The sequence below is a fragment of the uncultured Haliea sp. genome (assembly GCF_963973825.1).
Taxonomy (GTDB): Bacteria; Pseudomonadota; Gammaproteobacteria; order Pseudomonadales; family Halieaceae; genus Haliea.
The window spans coordinates 279200-299730 of the sequence record NZ_CAXBAE010000003.1; the positions used below are offsets into that span (position 1 = coordinate 279200).

Annotated in this window: 16 protein-coding genes; 10 read left to right on the forward strand and 6 right to left on the reverse strand. The window is 65.1% G+C overall.

From position 1 onward, the window contains the following. Window positions 1–10: 10 nt before the first annotated feature. The 5 genes from AACZ17_RS06055 to AACZ17_RS06075 all read left to right on the forward strand — a co-directional run bounded on the left by AACZ17_RS06055 (window position 11) and on the right by AACZ17_RS06075 (window position 5545). Window positions 11–961, forward strand: coding sequence for a pyridoxal-phosphate dependent enzyme (locus AACZ17_RS06055; RefSeq protein WP_290741053.1), 951 nt, complete (start codon window positions 11–13; stop codon window positions 959–961). Window positions 962–966: 5 nt separating this feature from the next. Continuing rightward, entirely contained in the window at window positions 967–1407 is a 441-nt protein-coding gene (locus AACZ17_RS06060) for a VOC family protein (protein WP_290741058.1), read from the forward strand. Continuing rightward, window positions 1404–2306, forward strand: coding sequence for a DUF6279 family lipoprotein (locus AACZ17_RS06065; RefSeq protein ID WP_290741062.1), 903 nt, complete (start codon window positions 1404–1406; stop codon window positions 2304–2306). Before AACZ17_RS06060 ends, AACZ17_RS06065 begins: the two co-directional genes overlap by 4 nt. 10 nt (window positions 2307–2316) lie before the next feature. After that, on the forward strand, window positions 2317–4722 hold the full coding sequence (locus AACZ17_RS06070) for a penicillin acylase family protein (RefSeq protein ID WP_290741065.1): 2406 nt from the start codon (window positions 2317–2319) through the stop codon (window positions 4720–4722). 82 nt (window positions 4723–4804) lie between these two features. Beyond that, entirely contained in the window at window positions 4805–5545 is a 741-nt protein-coding gene (locus AACZ17_RS06075; protein ID WP_290741068.1) for a cytochrome b/b6 domain-containing protein, read from the forward strand. Between the two features lie 16 nt (window positions 5546–5561). On the opposite strand, the gene AACZ17_RS06080 is transcribed toward AACZ17_RS06075, so the two are convergent. Together AACZ17_RS06080 and ilvD are read right to left on the reverse strand one after the other, a co-directional pair. After that, window positions 5562–6248 (reverse strand): FkbM family methyltransferase, encoded by a 687-nt coding sequence (locus AACZ17_RS06080; RefSeq protein ID WP_290741071.1) that lies wholly within the window; start codon window positions 6246–6248, stop codon window positions 5562–5564. Window positions 6249–6282: 34 nt separating this feature from the next. After that, window positions 6283–8127, reverse strand: a complete 1845-nt coding sequence (gene ilvD / locus AACZ17_RS06085) for a dihydroxy-acid dehydratase (protein ID WP_290741074.1) — start codon at window positions 8125–8127, stop codon at window positions 6283–6285. A 212-nt stretch (window positions 8128–8339) separates the two neighbouring features. Between ilvD and AACZ17_RS06090 the strand changes: the two genes are divergently transcribed. The 4 genes from AACZ17_RS06090 to AACZ17_RS06105 are packed head-to-tail and all read left to right on the forward strand — an operon-like array spanning window position 8340 to window position 13947. Then, entirely contained in the window at window positions 8340–9542 is a 1203-nt protein-coding gene (locus AACZ17_RS06090) for a hypothetical protein (protein WP_290741077.1), read from the forward strand. Further along, window positions 9539–10558 carry a hypothetical protein gene (locus AACZ17_RS06095; protein ID WP_290741080.1) on the forward strand — a complete coding sequence of 340 codons (1020 nt, stop codon included), beginning with the start codon at window positions 9539–9541 and terminating at the stop codon, window positions 10556–10558. The genes AACZ17_RS06090 and AACZ17_RS06095 overlap by 4 nt, the downstream gene beginning before the upstream one ends. Before the next feature lies 1 nt (window position 10559). After that, on the forward strand, window positions 10560–13628 hold the full coding sequence (locus tag AACZ17_RS06100) for an efflux RND transporter permease subunit (RefSeq protein WP_290741083.1): 3069 nt from the start codon (window positions 10560–10562) through the stop codon (window positions 13626–13628). Further along, window positions 13621–13947, forward strand: coding sequence for a DUF3240 family protein (locus AACZ17_RS06105; protein WP_290741086.1), 327 nt, complete (start codon window positions 13621–13623; stop codon window positions 13945–13947). The genes AACZ17_RS06100 and AACZ17_RS06105 overlap by 8 nt, the downstream gene beginning before the upstream one ends. Here AACZ17_RS06105 and argA read toward each other — a convergent pair. From argA to AACZ17_RS06125, 4 genes are all read right to left on the reverse strand, one after another. Beyond that, window positions 13939–15243: an amino-acid N-acetyltransferase gene (argA, locus tag AACZ17_RS06110; RefSeq protein ID WP_290741089.1), complete on the reverse strand. Its 1305-nt coding sequence runs from the start codon at window positions 15241–15243 to the stop codon at window positions 13939–13941. The genes AACZ17_RS06105 and argA overlap by 9 nt on opposite strands. Before the next feature lie 161 nt (window positions 15244–15404). Further along, window positions 15405–16556: an acetylornithine deacetylase gene (gene argE / locus AACZ17_RS06115; RefSeq protein WP_290741092.1), complete on the reverse strand. Its 1152-nt coding sequence runs from the start codon at window positions 16554–16556 to the stop codon at window positions 15405–15407. Window positions 16557–16643: 87 nt separating this feature from the next. Then, complete coding sequence (locus AACZ17_RS06120; RefSeq protein ID WP_290741095.1) at window positions 16644–17921, reverse strand: inorganic phosphate transporter; 1278 nt, start codon at window positions 17919–17921, stop codon at window positions 16644–16646. Window positions 17922–17930: 9 nt separating this feature from the next. Beyond that, window positions 17931–18611, reverse strand: coding sequence for a TIGR00153 family protein (locus AACZ17_RS06125; RefSeq protein WP_290741098.1), 681 nt, complete (start codon window positions 18609–18611; stop codon window positions 17931–17933). A gap of 135 nt (window positions 18612–18746) precedes the next feature. Here AACZ17_RS06125 and AACZ17_RS06130 point away from each other — a divergent pair, with 135 nt between their 5' ends. Beyond that, window positions 18747–20528: a GspE/PulE family protein gene (locus tag AACZ17_RS06130; protein ID WP_290741100.1), complete on the forward strand. Its 1782-nt coding sequence runs from the start codon at window positions 18747–18749 to the stop codon at window positions 20526–20528. The last annotated feature ends 3 nt before the right edge of the window (window positions 20529–20531 follow it).

Below are 20531 nucleotides of genomic sequence, written 5' to 3' on the forward strand. Positions count from 1 at the left end.
GGGGCGTGGCATGAGGGACGCCGTTCCGGATTTCTCGGCAATCACCGCGGCGCACACCCGCATTCGCGATCACGTGCATCGCACGCCCGTTATGAGCAGCGTCCTGCTGAACACGCACACCGGCGCCGACCTGCATTTCAAGTGCGAGAACCTGCAGAAAGTGGGCGCTTTCAAGGCCCGCGGTGCCAGCAATGCGGTGTTCGGCTTGACCGACACCGAGGCGGCCGGCGGGGTGGCCACGCATTCCTCGGGAAATCACGGTGCGGCCCTGGCCCAGGCGGCGGCTGCGCGTGGAATAGCCGCGCATATTGTCATGCCCGCCAATGCGCCGGCAGTCAAGAAGGCCGCCGTTGCGGCTTACGGTGGCCTGATTATCGAGTGCGAGCCCACGCTGGCGGCGCGGGAGCGCACCCTGGAGCGGGTGGTGGCGGCAACGGGCGCCCACGTGGTGCATCCCTACGCCGACCCGCGGGTCATTGCCGGCCAGGGCACGCTGGCGCTGGAAGTGCTGGAGCAGGTGCCCGACCTCGAAGTGATCGTGCTGCCGGTCGGTGGGGGTGGCCTGCTGTCCGGTGTCGCCCTGGCGATCAAGCACCTGCGACCGGATGTGGAGGTGGTTGCCGCAGAGCCGGAGGGCGCCGATGATGCGTTCCGCTCTTTCGGCCTCGGCGTCCTGCAGCCTTCCGTGGCCCCGCGCACCATCGCCGATGGACTGCTGGCGGGCCTCGGGGCCATCAACTTCGGTATTATCCAGCGCCATGTGGATACCATTCTGACGGTATCCGATGCGGAGATTGTGCAGGCCATGCGACTGCAGTGGAGCCGTCTGAAAACCGTGGTGGAGCCCTCCGGTGCCGTCAGCTTCGCCGCCCTGCTGGCGCATCCGGAACGGTTTCGCGGGCGCCGCGTGGTCGCTGTGATCAGTGGCGGCAACCTCGACCTCGACAACCTGCCCTGGTGACCGGCATGCCCTCCCCCCCCTTTCATCTCGCACTGCCGGTCGACGACCTGCAGGCTGCCGACCGGTTCTATGCCGGGCTGCTGGGCTGCCCCCGGGGGCGACGCTCGGAGCGCTGGATAGACTACGATTTCTGGGGGCACCAGCTGGTGGCCCACCTCGTACCCGCCGGGGCCATGCCGTCACTGGCCCGCAATCCGGTCGACGGTGAGGACATTCCGGCTTCGCACTTCGGTGTCGTTTTGCCCTGGGAGGAACTCGAGCAGCTGATTGCCAGGCTCACGGCATCCGGCGTCGAGTTTGCGATTGCGCCCACGGTGCGCTTCGCGGCGCGGCGCGGCGAGCAGAAAACCTGTTTCGTCTGCGACCCGGCGGGGAACTACCTCGAGTTCAAGGCTTTTCGCAATATCGACATGCTGTTCGCCAGCGACGGGCTGGATTACCCGTGAGTGCTGTGTCGCTACAACGCGCCGCCGTGCGGTCCGCAGTGGTCGGGTTCCTGCTTCTCTGCCTGGCGGGGTGCAGCAGCACGCGGTTCTTCTACAACCGGCTGGATTTCTTTGTCCCCTGGTATCTGGGTGATTATGTCAGCCTCGATCGCAGCCAGGATGCGCTGCTGCAGAGCGAACTGCAGCCGTTTCTTGCCTGGCACAGGCAGGATGAGTTGCCGCGCTACATTGAACTGCTACAGCGGGCGGAGCGCAGCCTCGACGAACCGCTGACCCGCGACCAGCTGGTCGCGCTCACGGCAGATGCTGAACAGGCTCTGGACCGTTTGCAGGAGCGGGCTCTGGACTGGATGCTGGTACTGGCCGATGCCCTGCGTCAGGATCAGCTGGATGAGTTCATGGGGGAATTGCGCGAGCAGCAGGCCGAGTACGAAGAAAAGTATCTGGAACGTGACGATGCAGATTATCGCGATGATGCCTGCGAGCGCCTGCAGGACAATGCCCGGCGCTACCTCGGCCGCCTGCAGACAGAGCAGAAAACGCGCCTGGCGGTAGGCTGTGCCAGCCTGCGCCGTTCAGACAGTGTCTGGCTGGCCGAGCGCGCGGTCTGGCTGGATCGGCTCGATGCGATACTGCAGCGTGAGCCGGATTGGCAGGCCAGCCTGCGGCAGGCGCTGGCCCAGCGCCGCGACAGCGTGTCCCCGGAATACCGGGCGATCTGGGAGGCCAACACCGAGGTCATCCAGCGTGCGGTGGTCGATGTGCTGAACAGCCGTACCGAGCGACAGGATGCGCACTTGCGCCGGGAGCTTGGCAAATTGCAGGACGACCTGGTGGCCCTGGTGGAGCAGGGTCTGCCGGAAGGCGCACGTCTCGCGACCTCTGCCGACGAAGCCTGAGAGGGGCCCTATGTTGCTGCGACGAATTCTGCTGGCGTTGTTGCTCGCCGCCCTGGTGGCGGGTACTGCGCTCTGGGTTCAGGTGAAGTCTGCCGCCGTACCCGACCAGGATACGGCCCTGACCCTGCCGGGGCTCAGTGCGCCGGTGACGGTGTTGCGCGACGACCTGGGTATTCCCTACATCTTTGCCGAGAGCACGGCTGACCTGCTGCGCGCCCAGGGGTTTGTGACGGCGCAGCACCGCCTGTTCCAGATGGAGTTTTTCCGCGCAACCTGGCAGGGCCGTCTGGCCGCCAGTATCGGCGAAGCAGGTCTCGCCAGCGATATACGCATGCGTGTGCTGGGGATAGAGCACAACAGTCGCCGACACGCGGCGCAGTTGAGTGCGGCCAGCCGGGACTGGCTGCAGCCCTACGTCGACGGGGTCAACGCCTACGTGACCGCACATGCGGGAGACCATCCGCTGGAACTGGGGTTGGTGGGCCTCGAGGCTCGCACCTGGGAGCTGGCCGACCTGGTCGCGCTGGTTCACTTCGTGCACTACACCCATGCCACCAATTACCAGGCGGAGCTGTTGGCGCAACAGCTTGTCGATCAGCTGGGCGCGCAGCGCGCGCAGCAACTGATGCCGCTGTTGCGCAACCTGGATCGCGATGCAGCGCAGCCCGCGCTTGCCGCGAGCGCGCCTGAAGCGGGCGCCGCTGCGGGCCTGGGCAAGGCGAGGCTGCTGTTTGCGCCAGACCCGCCCCGGCACGGTGGTATCGGCTCGAACAACTGGGCGATCAGTGCGGCGCGCAGTGCCTCTGGCCGGGCCATGCTGGCCAATGATCCGCACCTGGACAACCGCATTCTCCCGGGTATGTTTCATCCCGTGGGTCTGTTTGCGCCGGGTATCCAGGCCGTGGGTGCCACCCTGCCCGGCCTGCCCGGCCTGCTGGTGGGGCGCACGCAACACGTGGCCTTCGGCGTTACCAATGCCTACGGCGACGTCCAGGACGTGTATGTCGAAACTGTGGACCCTGCTAACCCGGAGCACTACCTGGAAGGCGGGCGCAGCCTGCCCTTCGAGCGCCGCGAGCAGGTGGTTCAGATCAAGGACAGCAAGGCGCCGGGGGGGATGCGCGAGCAGCCGCTGGTGGTGCATTACACCCGGCGCGGGCCGGTGATCAGCGACCATGCGGGTCCCGAGGGAGACAGGGTGCTGGTACTGCGCACCACGGCCTGGGAAAAACATGCGCCCCAGCTGGGCATCGAGGGGCTGCTCGACGCCGCGAACGCCCGGGAGTTTGACGCGCGGGTGCAGGATATCGACCTGATGATGTTCAATTTCGTCTACGCAGACGACCAGGGCAACATCGGGCACCGCGCATCCGGCGCGCTGCCCCTGCGCGCGGGTGGCGATGGCAGCCTGCCGCGAGCGGTGCCCGCCGATGGCAGCGATGACTGGACAGGCTGGATACCCAAGGCGCAGATGCCCGCAGCGTACAACCCGTCGCGGGGCTGGGTCGGCACGGCAAACCACGATACCCGCCCGGCAGGCTTTCCCTGGTATTACACCAATTACCTCTCACCGGACTACCGCTATTTGCGCATGGGCCAGGTGCTCAACCAGGCCCATGCTATGACCGTGGCGGATCACTGGGCGCTGATGGCCGACAACCGCAACCTGCAAAGCGACACGCTGTTGCCGCATATCCTCGATGCGCTGGCCACCGAGCCCGCGCAGGGGGACCTGCATGCCCTGCTGGCAACCTGGGATGGCGTCGACCGTGCAGACAGTCCTGCACCGCTGATCTACCAGGCGCTGTATCGGGAAATTGCCCTGGGCACCTTTACCGATGAGTTGGGTGAGGCGCTGGCGGCCGAGATGCTGTCCACCTGGTACTTCTGGCAGCAGCGTTTCGAGGCGCTACTGGCGACCCCCGACGCCGCGTGGTTCGACGACACCGCAACACCCCACCGCGAGACACTGGCGGATGTCATTCGGGCCGCGGCACCCCGGGCCCGGGCACTGCTTGAGGGCCTGCAGGGCAAAGACCCCTCGGCCTGGCACTGGGGCGAGGCACACAGCCTGCATTTTGTCAGCCCGCTGCGCCCCAGCGGATTGGGCAGCGGCCTCGCCGGCAGTTTTGCGGTGCCGCGCGGTGGCAGCGGCGAAACGCTGAACCGCGGCATTTACGACTTCGAGCAGCCCTTTGCGGCGGGTTTTTTCGCCTCGCTGAAGCTGGTGGTGGATTTTGCCGACCCGGACAAGGTCGAAGCGATCCTCGCTGGCGGGGTTGTCGAGCGGCATCTGCAGCGCCACCAGAACGACCAGGCGCATCTCTGGGCGGCGGGTGAGCGCAGGCCATGGTGGTTCAGCCCGGAGCAGGCCAGGGCACACGCTCGCACGGAAACACGACTTCTGCCGGAGTAATACGGGGATCCGGTTGCGTTAAGCATGGCTTCAGAAAAGGCGTGCACAATAACGTCAGGCACAATCCTCAGGAGGGATGTCCATGCGTCAATCGTCAGCTTTGCGATCACACCCGGTGTGGGATGCCACGACCCGCTGGTTCCACTGGATCAACGTGCTCTGTGTGCTGGGCCTGCTCGGTGTCGGCCTCGTTATCTTCAACGCGGGCACACTGGGCATCAGCGGCGAGGGCAAGGTGGCACTGAAAACGCTGCATGTGTGGATAGGTTACGTGTTCGCCATCAACCTGCTCTGGCGCATAGTCTGGGGATTTGTCGGGAACCGTTACGCGCGCTGGTCAGCCGCTTTACCGGGAGGACGCGGCTATGGGCAGGCCCTTGTCGGCTACCTGCGTGGGTTGCGCGCGGGCAAACCGCCGCCCTACCGTGGACACAATCCCCTCGGACGATTGATGGTGGCCCTGCTGCTGTTGTTGCTTGTGAACCAGTGCGTTACCGGCCTGGTGCTCGCCGGTACCGACCTGTATCTGCCGCCCTTCGGGCACCTGTTCCTGGACTGGGTGGCGGTGCCGGGTGCCAGTGCAGAGCAGCTGGTCGGCCTGAAGCCCGCGCAGACCCCGCTGCTGGATGCCGACGCTTACGCGGCCATGCGCACCTTTCGCAAGCCGTTTATTGAGCTGCACGAACTCGGTTTCTGGGGCCTGGTGTTGGCCATTCCCCTGCACATCGCCGCCGTGGTGATCACTGAGTTGCGCGAGCGCAACGGTCTGATTTCCGCGATGTTCTCTGGCCGGAAAGTCTTTTCCGAAGAGCCGCGTGACTGACACGTGGGCTGCGCCGTCACTCCTCGCGCACGTAAATGGAGGTATAGCCGGCGCGCGCGAACAGGTGGTAGCCGTGCGCCTGCAGGTGGGTGCATACCCTGCCGCTGGCCAGTGCGGCCAGGTTGGGGCCATACTCTTCCACGGAAATGACTTCCGGCCGAAAACGCTGCAGATCGATATCGCAGGCGATTTTTTCATCATAGCCCTCGATATCGATGTTGATATAGCGGATTTCCTCGCCCTGGTTCTCGGCGAGGATGCGGTTGACGCTGAGGGTCGGGACCGGCACCGCCCGCACCAGTTCCTTCAGTTCCGCCCTGTCGCTGCTGATCGACCCCAGCGCGCTGATGCCATCGCGTGTCTTGGTCACCTGCGGCAGCATCAGGTTCACCTCGGTCAGGCCGTCGCTGATTTCTGCCTCGCTGACGACGGCGGCGCAGATGTTGCGGTCACCGCGCCGCACGCGATCAAACAGGCGGATGCTGTTGGCATTGGCGTCCACATTCACGCCCTGCCATCCGCACATCCACAGGTAGGCAGTGTTGGAAAAACGGAAGGGATGAAACGCGCCGAGATCCAGGTAGCGGCCGGGCGCCCGGTTCGGCTTGACCAGTTTGCGCACGATCACGTCCTCGCCGTACTGGCCGAAGTGGCCCTTGAAGCTGCCTGAGCTGATGGCACTGAGTATTTTGAACGGGTTCATGCCTGCTCCGGCCCTCGCGGGGCGTGTCTGTGCATCAGTCGAGCAGCGACAGGTCGCGTACCGCACCGCGATCGGCGCTGGTCACCATGCTCGCATACACTTTCAGCGCCGCGCTGACCTTGCGTGGTCGAGTCTCTGCAGGCTTCCAGCCGTCCTTGCCCCGGGCGTCCATGGCGGCGCGCCGGGCGGCCAGCTGTTCATCGCTCAGCCGCACATTGATGCTGCGTTCGGGAATGTTGATGTCAATGGTATCACCGTGTTCGACGAGGGCGATGGCGCCACCCGAGGCCGCCTCGGGCGATACGTGGCCGATCGACAGGCCCGAGGTGCCACCGGAAAAGCGGCCGTCCGTCAGCAGTGCGCAGGCCTTGCCCAGCCCCTTCGATTTCAGATAGCTGGTGGGGTAGAGCATTTCCTGCATCCCCGGGCCGCCCCGCGGGCCCTCGTAGCGGATGATCACCACATCCCCGGCCTGCACCCTGCCCTCGAGGATGTCGGCGACGGCGCCCTCCTGGCTCTCACAGATGTAGGCGGGGCCGGAGAACACCAGAATGCTGTCATCGACGCCGGAGGTCTTTACCACACAGCCGTTTTCAGCAATGTTCCCGAACAGGACGGCAAGTCCGCCCTCAAGGGAGAAAGCGTGGTCGATATTGCGAATACAGCCGTTCTCCCGGTCGAGATCCAGGCTGGGCCAGCGGGTGTCCTGGCTGAAGGCCACCTGGGTGGGTATGCCGGCAGGGCCCGATTTGTAGAACTGGTGTACTGCCGCATCGCTGGTGCGCACGATATCCCAGGTATCCAGTGCCGCGCCCAGCGTCGGACTGTGCACGGTGGGGCAGTCCCGGTGCAGCAGTCCGGCGCGATCCAGTTCGCCGAGAATCGCCATGATGCCACCGGCGCGGTGCACGTCTTCCATGTGGTACAGGGGGGTGTTCGGCGCCACCTTGCACAGCTGGGGTACACGGCGCGACAGCCGATCGATGTCCTGCAGGGTGAAGTCGAGTTCGGCCTCTTCGGCCGCTGCGAGCAGGTGCAGAATGGTATTGGTGGAGCCGCCCATGGCGATATCCAGGCTCATCGCATTCTCGAAGGCCTTGAAGCTGGCGATATTGCGCGGCAATACGCTGGCATCCTCCCGCTGGTAGTAGCGCTGGCACAGCTCCACCACCAGGCGGCCGGCGCGGCGGAACAGCTGCTCGCGGTCGGCGTGCGTGGCCAGGGTGGAACCGTTACCGGGCAGGCTGAGCCCCAGGGCTTCGGTCAGGCAGTTCATGGAATTTGCCGTGAACATGCCGGAACAGGAGCCACAGGTAGGGCAGGCGGAGCGCTCGTATTCCGCAACCTGTTCATCGCTGGCGTCGCTGTCGGCGGCGATCACCATGGCGTCAACCAGGTCCAGCTTGTGCTCGGACAGTTTGGTCTTGCCGGCTTCCATTGGCCCGCCGGAGACGAACACTACCGGGATGTTGAGTCGCATGGCGGCATTCAGCATGCCGGGGGTGATCTTGTCGCAGTTGGAAATACACACCATGGCATCCGCACAGTGTGCGTTGACCATGTACTCTACCGAGTCGGAAATGATGTCGCGACTGGGCAGGCTGTAGAGCATGCCGTCATGGCCCATGGCGATACCGTCGTCCACGGCGATGGTATTGAACTCCTTGGCCACTCCGCCCGCGGCCTCGATTTCGCGGGCAACCAGCTGCCCCAGGTCCTTCAGGTGAACGTGACCGGGCACAAACTGGGTAAAGGAGTTCACCACGGCTATGATGGGTTTCCCGAAGTCGCCGTCCTGCATGCCGGTGGCGCGCCACAGCGCGCGCGCGCCCGCCATGTTGCGGCCGTGGGTGGAGGTTTTCGAGCGGTAATCAGGCATGTGGGCCTCGGTGGATCCAGTCAGATGACGTGCCGCCGAAGCAGCGATGGCAAGCGCGTAAGAATAGCAAAGAATCCGCTCTGATGGGCATTGCGTACCGCCTTCGCGGCGCGTTTTCTTGGCCATGCAGCGGGTCGGGCGCCGTTTCCCTGACGCATCGCAAGGACAGGGCACAGGGGACATGGTGTAATGGAGCAAAGGAGACGTAATGTATGAGGCAGGGAGGTATGCGCCAGCCGTTTTTCCGCGCACTCGTTTTCTCGGCGCTGTGCTGCACGGTGCCGGTGCAGGCGCAGCTTGCCAGCGATCTGGCGCTGCACGAGGTACTGAACGCGACGCTTGTCCATCACGGCTATACGGCGGAGGTCTCAGCGGAGTCCGACGGGGGCAACGGTCTGCTGGCTGCGCTGCCCTCGCTGTCCGCCAGCCGATTGCAGAGTGACCAGCGTGCGGGCACCGACGAGACCGAGCTGTCCCTCAACCTGCCCTTCAAGTCGCTGCAGCGTCGTGATCTCGATGAGAACCTGGCCGCCCTGCAGGACAATCTGCGAGAGACGCAGCAGCGCTATCGCGCCTGGTTTTTCTCCGGGCTGATCCGCAATGCCGTCTGGGAACACCGCCTTGCGACGCTGGAGCTTGCGCAGTCGCGGGCACGAGCGGAGCTGCTGCGGGAGCTGGAGCAGCGGGCGGTGTTGCAGGCCGATGCCGGCGCCATACCGGGCTATGCAGCGCTGCTGCTGACCCAGGAGCGGCTCGATGCCGAACTCGCCGTGGCCGATGGGCTGGCCCGGCAGCGCGCTGCCCAGGCCGGCTTTGTCGCGCTCACCGGTCTGCCGGCGGTGCCGGCGCGGATCGTGGAGGCCACGCCGCAACCCGAAGCGCCCGATTACAGTGGGCACCCGCAGCTGGCGCTGCTGGCCCTGGCTCGCGAGCAACAGCAGGCGCTGATTGCGCTGAATGACCCGGCAGCGGTGGACTGGAACCTGGCCCTGACAGCGCGCAGCCTGGATGGTCCCGGTCCCGCAGAGCACCAGTACGGCCTTGCCGTAGAAGTGCCTTTGGGGTTCTTCGAGGTGGACAACCGCGCCGGACAGGCGCAGCGCGCGGCGCTGGGCCGCGACTTTTCCCGCCAGCACGACACCTTGCGCACCAGTATCCGGCAGGAGTGGATTGCCCTCTCCACTGAAGCACAGCGCTTGCGTGAGCGGCGTGAGCTGCTGCAGGCATCGGCGCAGGTCGGCGAGCGCATCGAAGCGCAACTGCTGGCGCTGCGTTCGGGCAGTGAGGTGGAGGTGGAGCTGGTGATCCGGCGCCTGCTGGAGGTGCTGGAGCGGCGCAGCGAAGCGTCGCTGATCGACGCGCACATCGAGTATAACGCCGCGCGGTTGCGGCAGACAGCGGGACTACCCTTATGAAACACGCGGTATGGATGCTGCTGGCCCTGTGCTGGCCGGCGCTGGGGTTCGGGTCGGATGTGCCCCTTGCGGCGCTGGGTGACTTGCGGCTTGACTATACGGCGGTACAGCCCATTGCGGAGGTCCCGGGGCCCACGGTGCGGGCGCAGGTCACCCATCGCACCGGCAGCCAGTACAGCATTCAGTTGCCGCGTGATGTGCGGCGGGCGCATTACCTGGTACGCAATGGCGCCCAGGTGGTGGCCGGGCAGCCTTTCGTTGTGCTGGAAGGGCCGGAGATTCATCATTTTCTGCTTGAGTTCAGTGCCATGGAAAGGCGCTATCGCAGTGCCGAGGCTCGCTACCAGCGCAGCCGCGCCTCCTATGAGCAGCAGGCGCTCGCGGAAGATCGGTGGGTCGCCATCGTGGACAACTACCTTGCGCTGCAGCTGGAGTATGAACACATGCGGCATTTTATGGAGCTGGTAGACCCACCGCAGGACGACGTGGAATCCATCACCCTGCACGCTCCCATCGATGGCTATATCGAGTTCGAGAGCCGCCAGACGGCCCTGGTGGCGGGTGATGAGGTGGCGGCCTTCCTGGCGCCGGGTGAGCTGCGCGTGCAGCTCCTGGTCCCGGCGCAGGATGCGGACAGGCTGACCGGCGTGCAGCTGGCGGGTTGTCGGCTGGATGTGGAGGAGCTGGAGGGCGTTGCCCGTGGCTTTTCCTTGGTCGCCTGGAGTGCGCCCGTAACGGCGGCCTGCCGGGCGCCGCTCAACGGTGTTCTGGGGGCAACGCCGCTGTATCGCCACGCGGCGCATCGGGTGCCGCGCTCGGCGGTGTTTACCTGGGAAGAACAGGCGCATGTGCTGCTCCGCGGCGACGGGGTGCTGCAGCTGGTGCCGGTGGCGCTGCTGCAGCCGGTCGGCGAGGATTACGCGGTGACCTCCGCGGTCGACCTTGCGGGGCGCGACGTGTTGAGCAGTTCGGTGTCCGCTGTTCAGGGTGTCCTCATGGGCCTGGGTGGCGAGTGACATGCTGAAAGCGTTGCTGCGTTTCTCCCTGACCCAGCGCCTGTTTGTGTGCGTGGCAGCCCTCGCGCTGGCGGGCCTCGGCCTGCGAGCCTGGCTCGCGCTGCCCATTGATGCCTATCCCGACATCGCCCCGACACAGGTCAAGCTCATCCTCAAGGTGCCGGGCATGACGGCGGAGGAAATCGAACAGCGGGTCACCTACCCGCTGGAAACCGAGCTGCTGGGCATTCCCCGGCAGTCGATGCTGCGTTCCACGACCAAATATGCCATTACCGACATCACGCTGGATTTCGTCGATGGCACGGACATCTACTGGGCGCGGCAACAGGTGAATGAGCGCCTGGCGGGCATTCTTGATGGCCTGCCTTTCCCGGTGGAGGGCGGCCTGGCACCCATGAGCACGCCGCTCAGCGAGATGTTCATGTTTACCATCGAGAATCCCCGACTCTCGCTGCAGGACAAGCGCCAGCTGCTGGAGTGGGAGATCCGCCCGGCACTGCGCACGGTGGCGGGTGTGGCTGATGTGAACGTGCTCGGCGGCTACGCCAGGACCTACCAGGTCACCCCGCACCCGGTGGTGCTCTCCGAGCTGGGCCTGGGCATCGATGCGCTGGAGGCCGCCATCGTCGAGCAGAACCTGAATGCCGGTGTCGGCCGCATCCTGCTCGGCAATGATGTGCTGGTGGTGCGGGTCGAGGGTCAGGTGCACTCCCTGGAAGCGCTGCAGGACATTGTGGTGCATTCGGGGCCCGCCGGTGTGTATCGCCTGCGCGACGTCGCCGATGTCGAAATCGGTCACCTGGCGCGTTACGGCGCCGTGACGCGCAACGGCGAGGAAGCGGTGCAGGGCCTGGTGATTGCGCTGCGTGACAGCAACACCGGAGCTGTCGTGGACGGGGTCAAGGCGCGCCTGGCCGAACTGGAAAAGACCCTGCCTGCCGGCACCGAGATCAACGTGTTCTATGACCGCGCGCGCTTGATCAGCACGGCCATTGGCACCATTTCCAGCGCCCTGTTCCAGGCCATCCTGCTGGTGATTGCGGTGCTTACGGTATTTCTGGGCAATCTGCGCGCCGCGTTGGTGGTATCCATTTCACTGCCACTGGCGGCACTGGCGACCTTCCTGCTGATGTCCGGCACCGGCCTGACGGCCAACCTCATGAGCCTGGGCGGCCTGGTGATTGCCATCGGCATGCTGGTGGACTCCTCCGTGGTGGTGGTGGAGAACGCCCTGAGTCGCCTCGACAACAACCCCGGCCTGCCGCGCCTGCACGTGGTGTACCGCGCGGCGCAGGAGGTCGCGCTGCCGGTGGTCGCAGGCACGCTCATCGTGATCATTGTGTTTTCGCCGCTGCTGACCCTGAGTGGCCTCGAGGGGAAGCTGTTCACCCCGGTGGCGCTGACCATTGTGTACGCCATGCTGGCCGCGCTGGTGCTGTCGCTGACCCTGATACCGGTCGCAGCGTCGCTGATGCTCGGCAGGCACAAGGCGGGAATGCCGCGCTTTATGCTGCGCCTGCAGGCGGCCTATGTCGCGGCACTGGAACGGGTTCTGCGGCGGCCGCGTGCCCTGCTGCTCGGCATTGGCGCCCTGCTGGTGGTGAGCGTGGTGTTCCTGTTGCTGATGGGCAAGACCTTCATGCCCGTGCTCGATGAGGGCGATCTGATTGTGCAGCTGGAAAAATCCCCGAGTATTTCCCTGCAGGCGTCGGTAGAACTCGACCGCCAGGTGGGTGCGGCGCTGCTCGCCGGGGTGCCCGAAATACGCCAGATCGTGACCCGTACCGGTTCCGATGAACTGGGGCTGGATCCCATGGGCCTGAATGAAACAGACGTGTTCATGGAGCTGGCACCGACGGATGAGTGGCGCTTTGCCAGTAAAACGGCGCTGGAAGCCGCCGTGCGTGAGGTGCTCGAGGGCTTCCCCGGCATGAACGTCGGCTTTACGCAGCCCATCCAGATGCGGGTGTCGGAGATGCTGACTGGCAGCACCGGCGACGTAACCGTCAAGGTTTACGGTGAGGAACTCGAGCGCATTGCGGCCCTGATGCACGACATTGCCCGGGTGATTCCCCGCGTGCAGGGCGCGGTTGACGTGCAGGCCTCGGTCACCGAGGGCGGCAAGTTCCTGAATGTGGAAGTGAAGCCGGCGTTGGCGGCGGCCCACGGGCTTACCGTGGAGGGTCTGTCCCGGTATCTGCGCAGCCAGATCGAGGGTGCCGTGATCTCGGAAGTGCGTCAGGGCAACCGGCGCATTCCGGTCACCCTGGCGGCCGGTTCACAGTCGGTAGCGGTGCCGGCCACGGTCGCGGACCTCGCTGCGCGCAGCGTGGCCCTGCCCGATGGCAGCCTGGCCACGCTGGGCGATGTAGCCAGCCTCAGCTACGCCGAAGGCCCGCTGTTGATAGAGCGGGAGCGCGGCAGCCGCTTTGGGGCGGTGACGGTTAACGTGGAGGGCCGCGATGTGGTGGGTTTCGTGGAGGAACTGCGTGAGGTGTTGTCCCGCGAGGTCGCTCTGCCAGCCGGCTACCGCCTGGAGTACGGCGGCGAATTCGAGAACCAGCAGCGTGCCACGCACAACCTGTTGCTGGTGGTGCCGGTGGCGCTGGTACTGATTCTGTTGATCCTGTTCGCCACCTTCGGTTCCATGGCGCTGGCCGGCATCATTCTCGGCAACATCCCGTTCGCCCTGATGGGCGGGGTGATCTCCCTGTACCTCAGCGGCGAGTACCTGTCCGTGCCCGCCTCCGTGGGGCTCATTGCCCTGCTCGGTGTGGCGGTGCTGAACGGCGTGGTGATGGTCAGCCATTTCCAGCAGCAGGCGCATTTGCCGGGAGCACTGCCGGCACGCATCTGCGCGGGCGCCAGCCAGCGCCTGCGCCCGGTGCTGATGACCGCCACCACGGCGATTTTCGGCCTCCTGCCGCTGGTGTTCGCCACAGGCCCGGGCGCCGAGGTGCAGCGCCCCCTGGCCATTGTGGTGGTCGGCGGCCTGCTCACATCCACCGTGACAACGCTGTTCCTGTTGCCCGTGTTGTATCAGTACAGGGAGAAACGTGCCCATGGATGAACTGCTGGTGATCATGGTGCCGCGTGAGCTGCACGATGAGATGGTGGATGCCCTGATGTCGCTGCCGGATGTCAGTGGATTTACGGTGGCTGCAGTGAGCGGCTTCAGCCGCGAGCACAGTCGCCTGAGCCTCGCCGAGCAGGTGGAGGGGTCGCGCCGTATCAGCCGCTTTGAAGTTCTGCACGCCCCCACCCAGCGTCCGTCGTTACTGATGGCGCTGGCGTCCGTTGCAGGTCGCGACCGGCTGCGCTACTGGGTGCAGCCGGTGCTGGAGAGCGGCTACATAGGCAGCGATGCCGCAAAGCCAACGCTAGAGTGACTTGAAGAACACCTTGGAATTGCGCTGCAGGTTGTAGAGCGCCTGCTTCTGCGCCGGCAGTGCATCCCGCGAACGCTCCTCAAACCCCTGCTCCAGAAACCAGTGGGCGGTCTGCGTTGTGAGCACAAACACCCGGTCCAGACCCAGCGACCGCGCCTCGCGTTCGATCTCCTGCAGCAGGCGCTGGCCGCGTTGCCCACCCCGGTAGTCGGGATGGGAGACAATGCAGGCCACTTCCCCGCAGTTTTCCTCGGGAAACGGGTAGAGTGCGGCGCAGGCGATGATGCGCCCGTCGCGTTCAATGATGCGGAACTGGCGGATCTCGTTTTCGAGCAGCTCACGCGAGCGCTTGACCAGGATGCCTTCGCGCTCCAACGGTTCGATCAGCTCCAGGATACCGCCGACGTCATCAATGCTGGCACTGCGTGTCTGCTCGTAGTCGTCTTTGGCGACCAGCGTGCCGTTGCCGTCGTGGGTGAACAGCTCTTCCAGCAGCGCACAGTCGTCCCGGTAACTGATGATATGGCAGCGCGACACGCCGGCCATGCAGGCACGTCGCGCCGTTGCCAGCAGTTTTGCCTGCTCGGCGTCCTGCCCCTGAATGCCCGCTATGCTGGCCACCGTAAGCTGGCGCAGCAGGGCGCCATCGCTGCCGGCAATGCCGGCGGCGCTGCCGAACAGTACCAGCTTGTCGGCACCGATGCCCGCGGCGCAGTGTACGGCAATGTCCTCCAGCATGAGGTTGAAAATCTCTCCGGTCGGCGAATAGCCGAGGGGCGACAGGAGCACAATGGAGCCGGCGGCGAGTTGCTGCTGGATGCCGGCGCTGTCGATGCGCCGCACCCGCCCGGTGTGCTGGTAGTCGACCCCGTCCACCACCCCCAGCGGCCGTGCGGTGACGAAATTGCCGGAACAGACGCGCATGCGCGCACCCTGCATCGGCGAGTTGGGCAGGCCCATCGAGAGCAGCGCCTCGATCTGTGCCCGCAGTGACGCCGCGGCATCTGTCACATGGTGCATGCTGTCACTGTCGGTAATGCGCATGTCATCGTGGAAGCGGCTCTCGATTCCCGCCGCGGCCAGTCGGCTGTCGATCTGCGGGCGATTGCCGTGCACCAGCACCAGCCGCACACCGAGGCTGTGCAGCAGCGCCAGGTCGTGGAGGATGGTGGGAAAATTGGGATCTTGTGCAGCATCGCCCCCCAGCATCAGGACAAAGGTCCGGTTCCGGTGGGTGTTGATGTAGGGCGCCGTATTCCTGAACCAGCGAATATGGCTGCGGCCTGGGGTGGTCACGTGGCGGTTTCCGTTTATCAGTAATGATCCTGCGCCAAGAGTACCCAATGCGGGCGGTGGCGACTAATGCAAATTTTCACGGCGGGGCCGCCCACGCCCGCTAGCAGCCTGTCGGACTTAGGGCATCAGCCGCAGCAGATGAGCCTGGATCTGACAGGCTGCTACAGGCAGTAGTGCGCGATGCAGGACTGCAGCAGGTCCACGCAGGGCCGTATCTGGCTGAGTTCCAGGTATTCGTCGGGCTGGTGGGCCCGGTCGATGGATCCCGGCCCCATGATGATGGTCTCCATGCCCATGGCTTGCAGGAAGGGGGCCTCGGTGGCGAAACCCACGGCCATCGCGCTGTGGCCGGTAAGTTTCTCCGCCAGCCTCACGAGGTCGCTGTGTGCGGCCTGTTCGAAGGGCGGTACGGGCTGCACCAGCGAGCGCAGCGCAATGCCGGCCCCGTGCGCCTGTGCCAGGCCTTGCAGGCGCTGCTGTAGCTGTTCCCGAACCCCGGCGGCGGCCGCGGAGGGGGTCAGGCGCAGGTCGAAGTGCAGTTCACAGCGTCCGCAGATGCGATTCGGGCTATCGCCGCCGTGTATGCAGCCCAGGTTCAGGGTGGGAAAGGCCACGTCGAAGGCGCTGTTGGCGTGCTTCGCAGCCAGCTCCTGCCGGAACTGCATCAGTTCACCCACCAGTTCATGCATCACATCGATGGCGTTGACGCCCAGCGCCGGGTTGGAGGAGTGGCCCGCGAGACCGGTGATCTCGACGGCCTCCATCATGATGCCCTTGTGCAAACGTACCGGCTGCAGCGAGGTGGGCTCGCCGATGATGGCGGCGCGGGCCCGGGGGCGTCCCGCAGCGGCGAGCGCCCGGGCCCCGTCCATCGAGCTTTCCTCGTCGGCTGTGGCGAGTATGATCAGTGGCTGCTGCAGCGTCTTGCCTGCAAACGCGCTGGCAGCCGCGATGGCGATGGGGAAAAAGCCTTTCATGTCGGTACTGCCCAGGCCGTAGAGACGCTGGTCGCGTTCCGTGAGCTGCAGCGGGTCCGAGCGCCAGCGCCCCTCATCAAAGGGTACGGTGTCGGTGTGGCCGGCCAGTACCAGGCCGCCCGGGCCGCTGCCGAGTGTGGCAATCAGGTTGGCTTTACGCCCATCGGCTGACACAGCCATGATTTCTGTACGAAACCCCAGCGCCTCCAGCCAGCCGGCCAGCAACTCGATGACCGCCCGATTGCCCTGGTCCCAGGACGGATCGGTTGAGCTCACTGAGGGCGTGCCGACAAGCGCGCGCAGCTGGCTGATGATCTGTTTGTCTGGCTGTGACATGGCGCGGCTGCCTGCTGTTGCCCGGAGTGGACCGGCTGACGGTAGCGGCGGGCGCTGACGGAGTCAATCAGTGCCCGGGGAAATGCCTCAGCCGAAGATGCCCTTGAAGGTGAAGAAGAAGATGATGGACAACCCGGCACCCGCGGGCAGGGTGATGATCCAGGACATGAAGATGGTGCCGATGGTGCGCAGGTTCAGCGCTGCGATGCCGCGCGCGAAGCCTACCCCGAGGATGGCACCCACCAGGGTATGCGTCGTGGAGATCGGCAGCCCGGTGCCGGAAGCCAGCACCACGGTGGAGGCCGCGCCCAGTTCCGCGGCAAAGCCGCGGCTCGGCGTGAGTTCGGTGATTTTGCGCCCTACGGTCATGATCACTTTCCAGCCGTAGGTCGCGAGGCCCACCACGATACCCAGCGCGCCCACCAGCAGAATCCACCAGGGCAGCGGTGCCTGGGAGGCGATCATGCCGCCGGACAGCACGGTATTCGCAACCGCGGCCAGTGGCCCTACCGCGTTGGCGACATCGTTGGAACCGTGGGCGAAGGCCATCGCGCAGGCGGTGAAAATCATCAGGATGCCGAATACACGCTCCACGCTGGCGAAACGATGCTGGCTGTTGGGCACGTACTTCACCCGGCTGACCAGGAAGCCGCCCAGCGCTGCGACGAGCAGGCCGACCAGGAATGACAGGGGCACGGCGTTGGCGAACTTGGAGCCCAGTCCCAGGTCCATTTCCACGCCGATGTGCTTCAGGCCCTTGAGCAGGGTGACCATGGAGATCATGAAGCCGACCATCCACATGTAAATGGGGATGAAGCGCTTGGCGCGCTGAAAGGGGTCTTCGGTGTCGAGAATGAGGATTTTGACGCTCATGAACAGGGCAAAGGATATCGTGCCGGCGAGCAGCGGCGACACCAGCCAGCTGGCGGCAATGGTGCCGACCTTTTCCCAGTGCACGGCGTCCACGCCGATACCCACCGCGGCGAAGCCGACAATGGCGCCGACGATCGAGTGGGTCGTGGAGACCGGCCAGCCCTTGATGCTGGCGATCATCAGCCAGGTGCCGGCCGCAAGCAGTGCGGACAGCATGCCGTAGACCATCAACTCCGGCCTGCCGGACATCGACTCGGCATCGATAATGCCCTGGCGAATGGTGGCGGTGACCTCACCTCCAGCCAGATAGGCGCCTAGGAATTCGAACACCATGGCGACGAGAATGGCCTGCTTGATGGTCAGGGCCTTTGATCCCACCGAGGTGCCCATGGCGTTGGCAACATCGTTGGCGCCGACACCCCAGGCCATGAAGAACCCGAACATGCAGGCCAGTATCAGCAGCAGCGTGCCGTGTTCCGCGATGATTTCCATGCGCTTGTCCTATTTCGCCATCAGTATCTGCAGCCTGTGTCCCACCCGTTCGGCGGAGTCGGCCAGGCCTGCGAGCAGTTCGATCACCTTGTAATAGAACATCACATCCACCGCGTAGAGTTTTCGCTCCAGCTTGAACAGCTTGGCGCGCAGCGCCTTGGACTGCTTGTCGGTGCGCCCCTCAAGCTTGTCCAGCTCCTTGATCAGGCCCTCTACCCGCACGACTTCGCGACCGGTGAAGCCTACTTCCAGCAGTTCGTCCAGCTCGCGAATTGCCACCAGGGCCTGATCACAGGTTGCCGTACAGGCGCGGACAAATTCCAGCAGGTGTTTTTCCAGTTTGTCCGGAAAGCGCATTTCGCGCCCCAGCATCAGGCCGGCAACGTCTTTTGCCGTATTTGCCACGTGGTCCTGAATGGTGACCAGCTCCAGCAGATCAGTGCGCGGGACCGGCAGGAACAGGCTGTTGGGCAGGTGTCGGCGCACAGAACGTTTGAGCTTGTCGGCGGCCTCTTCGGCCTCCCCGATGCGCCTGAAAATATCCTCCGCCAGTTTCCAGTCATCGTTCTGTGCGGCTTCGACAAAGGCCGGGAGCAGTTGGGCGGCATCGTTCGCTACCTGCATATGCTCCTGGATCGGCCCGATCGGGGACCGGCCAAAGAGGCTGCTGAGCGGATTCGAGCTGGGCATCGGGTGCTCTCCTGTGGGGAAGGCGCGAAGTATAGGTGAGGCTGCCTCTTCTGTCACACCGGCCGGCGCGCAGCGCTCACCGCCTGTGCTAGCATGCGTGCAGTATGCATACCGTCAGCAGAGAGTTGCAGCACCATGACCGCCAACATTGGCCCTGAATACGCAGAGAGATCGCTCGAGCTGCATGTTCTGGCCGGAGAACTGTGCACTGCGGGCCGTATCTCGGCGGCGGATCGCGATCGGCTGCTCAAGGTCAACGTGGGCAGTATTCACCCGCTGGTTTACCTCGCCGAGCAGAAACTGGTGGACGCCGCGTCCCCCGGACAGGTTCTGGATATGGCGGCGCTGCTGGCCTGGCTCAGTCAGCGCACCGGGCAGGCCGTGTACGACATCGATCCCCTGAAAATCAATGTCGGCGCCGTGGCGGAGGTGATGTCCCGCGAGTTTGCCCGCCGGCACCGGATTCTGGCGGTGGAGGTGAACGCCGACGATGTGGTGATTGCCAGCGCAGAGCCCTGGATCCACGGCTGGGAGCGCAACCTCGAGCACGTCCTGCGCAAGCCCATCCGGCGCGTGCTGGCAGACCCGCGCGACATCACCCGGCACACCGCCGAGTTCTACAGCATGGCCCGTTCGGTGCGCGGCGCGCGGCACAGCGGGGCAACCCACGGCACCGCGCCGGGGGTGACCAATCTGGAGCAGATGCTGGAACTGGGCGCCCTGCACGAGCTCGACGCCAACGACCAGCATGTCGTCACCATTGTCGACTGGCTGCTGCAGTACGCCTTTGAACAGCGGGCGTCGGATATTCACATCGAGCCGCGGCGCGAGGTGGGCCATGTGCGCTTTCGTATCGACGGCGTGCTGCACAACGTGTACGAGTTGCCGGCACAGGTGTGCGCGGCGGTCACCAGCCGTATCAAGATTCTCGGTCGCATGGATGTGGCAGAGAAACGCCGTCCGCAGGATGGCCGTCTGAAAACCCGCTCGCCACAGACGGGCGGCGAGGTGGAGCTGCGCCTGTCGACCTTGCCCACGGCGTTTGGCGAGAAGCTGGTCATGCGGATTTTCGATCCGGAGCTGCTGCAGAAGAGCTTTGCCCAGCTGGGTCTTGAGGATGAGGATCTGCAGCGCTGGCAGCTGATGACCTCACACGGAAATGGCATTGTGCTGGTCACCGGCCCGACCGGTTCGGGCAAGACCACCACGCTGTATTCCACGCTGCGCCGCCTCGCCACCCCGGATGTCAACGTCTGCACCATCGAAGACCCCATCGAAATGGTGGAGGACAGCTTCAACCAGATGCAGGTGAACCACGGCATCAAGCTGGATTTTTCCACCGGGGTGCGTGCGCTGATGCGCCAGGACCCGGACATCATCATGGTTGGCGAGATTCGCGACCTGGAGACCGCGCATATGGCGGTGCAGGCTGCGCTCACCGGCCACCTGGTCTTGTCGACGCTGCACACCAACGACTCCCCCGGCTCGGTGGCGCGCCTGCTTGAGCTGGGTCTGCCCGCCTATCTGATCAAGGCCACGCTGCGCGGCATCATGTCGCAGCGCCTGGTCCGCGTGCTCTGCACGGAGTGCAAGGTGCTGGAACCGGTGGACAAGGACGCCTGGGAGCAGCTGGTGCACCCCTTTCCGCTGGCCCCGCCTTCGCAGGTGGCACGCCCCGTAGGGTGCCGTGCCTGCCGGGAGACGGGCTACAGCGGGCGCCAGGGTATTTACGAATTACTGGTCAACAGTCCCGCACTGGCAGCCTGCATTGTCCCCGACATGGAAGCGCGCAAGGTGCGCGAAGTGGCCATGTCCGAAGGCATGCGCACGCTGCGGCTGGCCGGTGCCGCGCGGGTGGCCTCGGGCCAGACCACGATAGAGGAAGTGATGCGCGTCGCCCCGCTGTTCGACGCCTGAACC